This is a genomic window from Streptomyces sp. WELS2 (assembly GCF_013870595.1).
In the GTDB taxonomy this organism is placed as follows: domain Bacteria; phylum Actinomycetota; class Actinomycetes; order Streptomycetales; family Streptomycetaceae; genus Streptomyces.
The window spans coordinates 1-5,911 of the sequence record NZ_JACBWZ010000373.1; the positions used below are offsets into that span (position 1 = coordinate 1).

General features: G+C 71.1%; 4 protein-coding genes. All 4 read left to right on the forward strand.

Features of this window, described 5'->3' with window-relative positions:
• Positions 1 to 164: 164 nt before the first annotated feature.
• The 4 genes from H5J33_RS20805 (at position 165) to xdhC (ending at position 5,783) form a co-directional block, all read left to right on the forward strand.
• Positions 165 to 662, forward strand: coding sequence for a nucleoside deaminase (locus H5J33_RS20805; protein ID WP_309485455.1), 498 nt, complete (start codon positions 165 to 167; stop codon positions 660 to 662).
• Positions 663 to 1,064: 402 nt separating this feature from the next.
• Positions 1,065 to 2,528, forward strand: coding sequence for a xanthine dehydrogenase small subunit (locus H5J33_RS20810; protein ID WP_181796435.1), 1,464 nt, complete (start codon positions 1,065 to 1,067; stop codon positions 2,526 to 2,528).
• Entirely contained in the window at positions 2,525 to 4,972 is a 2,448-nt protein-coding gene (gene xdhB, locus H5J33_RS20815; protein ID WP_181796436.1) for a xanthine dehydrogenase molybdopterin binding subunit, read from the forward strand. Before H5J33_RS20810 ends, xdhB begins: the two co-directional genes overlap by 4 nt.
• A gap of 1 nt (position 4,973) precedes the next feature.
• Positions 4,974 to 5,783 (forward strand): xanthine dehydrogenase accessory protein XdhC, encoded by an 810-nt coding sequence (gene xdhC / locus H5J33_RS20820; RefSeq protein WP_181796437.1) that lies wholly within the window; start codon positions 4,974 to 4,976, stop codon positions 5,781 to 5,783.
• The last annotated feature ends 128 nt before the right edge of the window (positions 5,784 to 5,911 follow it).

A 5,911-nucleotide genomic window follows, 5' to 3' on the forward strand; every position in this document is an offset into this window, starting at 1 on the left:
CGTCTTCACGTACTCCTTCGCGATCAGCACGGCCCGGGCCCCGTCCGCACCCGGACCCCCCGGAGCACCCGCGCCGCGTCCGACCGGACCCCTGTTCGTGCGGGTGCCGCCGCCTCCCCGACGGTACCCGCACTCCACCCCACGGCATTCGACAAGGAGCAACCGTGACCGTGAACACCGCGACCATCGTGCAGAACGAGCAGGAATGGATGCAGCAGGCCATCGCCGTCGCCACCGACAGCGCCAACAGCGGCGGCGGCCCCTTCGGCGCGCTGATCGCCAAGGACGGCGTGGTCGTCGCCACCGCCCACAACCAGGTCACCGCGACGAACGACCCGTCCGCGCACGCCGAGGTCAACGCGATCCGCGCCGCCTGCAGGGAACTGGGCACCTTCGTCCTCGAAGGCTGCACCCTGATCACCTCGTGCGAGCCGTGCCCGATGTGCCTGTCCACCGCCCTGTGGGCGCGCCTGGACCGGCTCGTGTACTGCGCCGACCGCAACGACGCCGCGGTGGCCGGTTTCGACGACCGCAAGTTCTACGACCTGTTCGAGAAGCGGCCCACCGAGGCGTGGCCCCTGCAGGTCGTCCACCTGGACCTGCCCGAGCGCACCGCGCCTTTCGACGCGTGGATCGCGAAGTCCGACCGCGTCGACTACTGACCAGTCGACCGCTGACCGGCGAAAACGAAACCTCCGCGCCGGGTGAATAACCGGGGCCGGCCTCTTGAATTACGTGGCCCAAGCCACTATTTTGCGATAGACGTAGAACCGTAACCGCCGAAAGGAGGCGACCAGCGGATGTACACCAGCTCTGATCTCGGTCGCCTCGCTCGCCGCACGGTCTGGGTTCCGGGTCGCATCGCACACGGCTGCTGAACACGCCGTTCCAGTGTGCCCGTTCGTGGCACGTCTTCAGTTTTCCTTCACGACATCCCGGCACGTCGTCAATCGAGTGCCGTTTTGCGCCCGCTGCTCTCACGTGGCGCGTCTGAGCACAGAAAGCTGCCTGAAATTGGCGAACATGATGAATCGATCGATCGCACAGCGGAATGAAGGCCTGTCATGGTAGCGGCGCGGATCACGGTCAACGGGAAAGAAACACCGATTTCACCGGCCGCGCCCCACACCACGGTGCTGGATTTCCTGCGCGAGCGCGGCCTCACCGGCACCAAGGAGGGCTGCGCCGAGGGTGAGTGCGGCGCCTGTTCGGTCCTGGTGGCCCGTCCCGGGGTGAACAAGCCCACCGACTGGGTGGCGGTCAACGCCTGCCTGGTCCCGGTCGCGGCGCTCGACGGCCAGGAGGTCGTCACCGCCGAAGGCCTCGCCACCGCCGGGGAGCCCGGCAAGCCGTCCACCCTGCACCCCGTGCAGGAGGAGATGGCGGTCCGCGGCGGCTCGCAGTGCGGCTACTGCACACCGGGATTCGTCTGCAGCATGGCCGCCGAGTACTACCGGCCCGATCGCTGCGCCCACGCGGACCAGGCCGGCCACACCGACGCCGAGCACGGTCCGAACGGTTTCGACCTGCACGCGCTGAGCGGAAACCTGTGCCGCTGCACCGGCTACCGCCCGATCCGCGACGCCGCGTTCGCCGTCGGTACGCCCACCGAGGAGGACCCGCTGGCACGGCGCCGCGAGCAGGACCCGCCCGCGCCGGTCGCCACCGAATACACCCGGGACGACAGCGCCTTCGTGCGCAAGAGCACCCTGGAGGAGACGCTCCGGCTGCTGCGCGAGCGGCCCGACGCGGTGGTCGTCGCCGGCTCCACCGACTGGGGTGTGGAGGTGAACATCCGCTCCCGCCGCGCGGATTGCGTGGTCGCCATCGACCGGCTGCCGGAACTGCGTGAACTGCGCGTGGACTCCGACGCCGTCGAGATCGGCGCGGCGCTGACGCTCACCGAGATCGAACGCCGCCTCGACGGCGAGGTCCCGCTGCTCGCGGAGCTGTTCCCGCAGTTCGCCTCCCGGCTCATCCGCAACAGCGCGACCCTCGGCGGCAACCTCGGTACCGGCTCGCCCATCGGTGACAGCCCGCCCGTGCTGCTCGCGCTGGAGGCGTCGCTCGTGCTCGCCGACGCCGACGGCGAGCGCGAGGTCCCGCTGGCGGAGTACTTCACCGGCTACCGGCAGAGCGTGCGCCGCCCCGGCGAGCTGATCCGCGCGGTACGCGTTCCGCTGCCGCAGTCGCCTGTCGTGGCCTTCCACAAGATCGCCAAGCGGCGCTTCGACGACATCTCCAGCGTGGCGGTCGCCTTCGCCCTCGACATCGAGGACGGGACCGTCCGCAAGGCACGCATCGGGCTGGGCGGCGTGGCAGCCACCCCGATCCGCGCCCTCGCCACCGAGGAGGCCCTGGAGGGCAAGCCCTGGTCGGCGGAGACCGTCGACGCGGCGGCCCGGGTGCTGCGGGCCGAGGGCACGCCGATGAGCGATCACCGCGCCAGCGCCGACTACCGCTCCGCGATGCTCGGCCAGAGCCTGCTCAAGCTGTACGCTGGAACCACCGAGGCGGTGTCGTCATGAGTCATCTGTCCGAACGCCCCGAGAACCCCGTCGTCGGCGTCCCCCTGCCGCACGAGAGTGCCGCCCTGCACGTCACCGGCACCGCGCTCTACACCGACGACCTGGTCTGGCGCACCAAGGACGTGCTGCACGCCTACCCGGTCCAGGTCATGAAGGCCCACGGCAGGATCACCGCGCTGCGCACCGAGCCGGCGCTCGCCGTGCCCGGCGTGGTGCGCGTGCTGACCGGTGCCGACGTGCCCGGTGTCAACGACGCCGGGATGAAGCACGACGAGCCGCTCTTCCCCGACGAGGTCATGTTCCACGGCCACGCGGTCGCCTGGGTGCTCGGCGAGACCCTGGAGGCGGCCCGGCTCGGTGCGGCGGCCGTCGAGGTAGAGCTGGAGGAGCTGCCCTCCCTGATCACCCTCCGGGACGCCATGGCGGCCGGCAGCTACCACGGCGCCCAGCCCCTGATGGAGACCGGTGACATCGACGCCGGCTTCGCCGACTCCGCGCACGTGTTCACCGGTGAGTTCCAGTTCGCCGGTCAGGAACACTTCTACCTCGAGACGCACGCGGCCCTCGCCCAGATCGACGAGAACGGGCAGGTGTTCATCCAGAGCAGCACCCAGCACCCCTCGGAGACCCAGGAGATCGTCTCCCACGTGCTCGGCGTGCCCTCCCACGAGGTGACCGTGCAGTGCCTGCGCATGGGCGGCGGCTTCGGCGGCAAGGAGATGCAGCCGCACGGGTTCGCGGCCGTCGCCGCGCTCGGCGCCAAGCTGACCGGCCGGCCGGTGCGGTTCCGGCTCAACCGGACGCAGGACCTGACCATGTCGGGCAAGCGGCACGGCTTCCACGCCAAGTGGAGGATCGGCTTCGACGCGGAGGGCCGCATCCAGGCCCTGGACGCCACCCTGGTCGCCGACGGCGGCTGGAGCCTGGACCTGTCCGAGCCGGTGCTGGCCCGCGCGCTGTGCCACATCGACAACACCTACTGGATTCCCAACGCGCGTGTCGCCGGCCGTATCGCCAAGACCAACACGGTCTCCAACACCGCCTTCCGCGGCTTCGGCGGACCGCAGGGCATGCTGGTGATCGAGGACATCCTCGGCCGCTGCGCACCACGGCTCGGCCTGGACCCCATGGAGCTGCGCGAACGCAACTTCTACCGGCCGGGCCAGGGCCAGACGACGCCGTACGGACAGCCGGTCACGCAGGCCGAGCGGATCGCCACGGTCTGGCAGCAGGTCAAGGACGACGCGGGCATCGCCGACCGCAGGCGGGAGATCGCCGCGTTCAACGCCGCGCACCCGCACACCAAGCGGGCGCTCGCGCTCACCGGCATCAAGTTCGGCATCTCCTTCAACCTCACCGCCTTCAACCAGGGCGGCGCGCTGGTGCTGATCTACAAGGACGGCTCGGTCCTGATCAACCACGGCGGCACCGAGATGGGCCAGGGCCTGCACACCAAGATGATGCAGGTGGCCGCGACCACCCTGGGCATCCCGCTGCACAAGGTGCGGCTGGCCCCGACACGCACCGACAAGGTGCCCAACACCTCGGCCACCGCCGCCAGTTCCGGAGCCGACCTGAACGGCGGGGCGATCAAGAACGCCTGCGAGCAGCTGCGCGAGCGACTGCTGCGGGTGGCCGCCGGCCAGTTGGGCGGCAACGCCTCGGACGTACGCATCGTCGGCGGCGTGGCACGCCTGCTGGGCAGCGACAAGGAGCTGGCCTGGGACGACCTGGTGCGCACGGCGTACTTCCAGCGGGTCCAGCTGTCGGCGGCCGGTTTCTACCGGACCGAGGGGCTGCACTGGGACGCCAAGACGTTCCGGGGCTCGCCGTTCAAGTACTTCGCCCACGGCGCCGCCGCGACCGAGGTGGAGGTGGACGGCTTCACCGGCGCGTACCGCATCCGGCGGGTGGACATCGTGCACGATGTCGGAGACAGCCTGTCCCCACTGATCGACATCGGTCAGGTCGAGGGCGGCTTCGTGCAGGGCGCGGGCTGGCTGACGCTCGAGGACCTGCGCTGGGACGCCGGGGACGGACCGCACCGCGGCCGGCTGCTGACCCAGGCCGCCAGCACCTACAAGCTGCCGAGCTTCTCGGAGATGCCCGAGGAGTTCAACGTCACGCTGCTGGAGAACGCCACCGAGGAGGGCGCGGTCTACGGCTCCAAGGCGGTGGGCGAGCCTCCGCTGATGCTGGCGTTCTCGGTTCGGGAGGCGCTGCGGCAGGCCGCCGCCGCGTTCGGACCGAGCGGTGCGAGCGTCGAGTTGGCCTCGCCCGCGACGCCCGAGGCGGTGTACTGGGCGATCCAGGCGGCCCGCCGGGGCGATGCCTCCCGAAGCGGCCGGGTCCGCGACGGGATCGCCGTCAACGGCCACGCCGTGAACGGCCGGGCCGTCGACGGCAGGGACCGGACCGGCGCGGAAGCGCTGCACGGTGCCTGACATGACGTGGGTCGCCGCGGTCGCACGGTTGCGGGCACGCCGGGAGCCCGGCGTGCTGGTGACCGTCGCGACCGTGCGCGGCCACGCCCCGCGCGACGCCGGCGCGAAGCTCGTGGTGGGGCGGACCGAGACGTGGGGCTCGATCGGCGGCGGCAATGTCGAGGCCGTCGCGATCGACCGGGCCCGGGAGATGATCGCCGCGTCCAAGCCGGAGCCGGAGCTGATCGATTTCGCCCTGAACGACAAGGTGACCAACCAGCACGGCGTGCAGTGCTGCGGCGGCACGGTCTCGGTGCTGCTCGAACCCCTGCCGGTGGTCCGGGCGGTGGCCGTCTTCGGCGTGGGGCACGTCGGGCTGGAACTGGCGCGGATCCTGGCCCGGCAGGACCTCGACCTCCACCTGATCGACAGCCGTGCCGACATCCTCACCGAGGAGCGGCTCGGCGTGCTGGCGGACGCGGTGGCGCAGGTGCACGTGCATCACACGCCGCTGCTGCCCGAGGAGGTGCTGGAGGAGCTGCCGCGCGGCACCCACATCCTGATCATGACCCATGACCACGCCGAGGACGCCGCGCTGTGCGACGCCGCCCTGCGCGCCCCCCACCTCGGCTCCATCGGGCTGATCGGGTCGGCGGCCAAGTGGGCGCGGTTCCGCAGGCGCCTGGCCACCGAGGGCGGTCACGACGAGGCCGCGATCGACCGGATCAAGACCCCGATCGGGCTGGCCGACATCACCGGCAAGGAACCGGCCACCATCGCCGTGAGCGTCGCCGCCGATCTGCTCCGCACCTTCGAAACGGAGGGGAACTGACGTCCCCACCGGAGCGACGGGGGTGCCCCGCGCGCGTGCGCACGCACGAGCGCGGGGCACTCCGGCGTCACAGGCCGGCGGCGTCCACCACGTCGCCCAGGCCGGCGAACTCGAAGCCGGTCGTCGTG